Genomic DNA, 839 nt, shown 5'->3' with positions numbered 1-839 from the left:
GCGCGCTCGACCGCCGAATACCGCGCGCTCGACGCCGCGCACCACATTCACCCGTTCTCCGACATGGGCGCGCTCAACCGCGCGGGCAGCCGCGTGATCGTGAAGGCCGACGGCGTCTACCTGTGGGACTCGGACGGCAACAAGGTCATCGACGGCATGGCCGGCCTCTGGTGCGTGAATGTCGGCTACGGCCGCAAGGAACTCGCCGACGCCGCGTATCGCCAGCTTCAGGAACTGCCGTTCTACAACACGTTCTTCAAGACGACGCACCCGCCGGTGATCGAACTGTCGGCGATGCTCGCCGAAGTCACGCCCGCGGGCTTCAACCACTTCTTCTATTGCAACAGCGGCTCGGAAGGCAACGACACCGTGCTGCGTCTCGTGCACCAGTACTGGCGCGTGCAGGGCAAGCCGCAGAAGAAGGTCGTGATCTCGCGCAAGAACGGCTACCACGGCTCGACGATCGCGGGCGGCACGCTCGGCGGGATGGGCTACATGCACGAGCAGATGCCGTCGAAGGTCGAGAACATCGTGCACATCGACCAGCCGTATTTCTTCGGCGAAGCGCAGGCCGGCGAGACGCCCGAAGCGTTCGGCCTCGCGCGCGCGCAACAGCTCGAGGCGAAGATCCTCGAACTCGGCGCGGAGAACGTCGCCGCGTTCATCGGCGAGCCGTTCCAGGGCGCCGGCGGCGTGATCTTCCCGCCGTCGACGTACTGGCCGGAAATCCAGCGGATCTGCCGCAAGTACGACATCCTGCTCGTCGCCGACGAAGTGATCGGCGGCTTCGGCCGCACCGGCGAATGGTTCGCGCATCAGCACTTCGGCTTCGAGCCGGA

The 839-nt window shown here is 66.0% G+C and carries 1 protein-coding gene; it reads left to right on the top strand.

Features of this window, described 5'->3' with window-relative positions:
• The coding region (locus tag WS49_RS22140; protein ID WP_156441431.1) for an aminotransferase at window positions 1-839 on the top strand (839 nt) is incomplete at both ends.

It is taken from the genome of Burkholderia sp. RF7-non_BP4, assembly GCF_001521935.1.
In the GTDB taxonomy this organism is placed as follows: Bacteria; Pseudomonadota; Gammaproteobacteria; order Burkholderiales; family Burkholderiaceae; genus Burkholderia; species Burkholderia diffusa.
The sequence above is the reverse complement of the archived record's forward strand: the minus strand, read 5'-3'. Positions and strand labels throughout refer to the sequence as shown.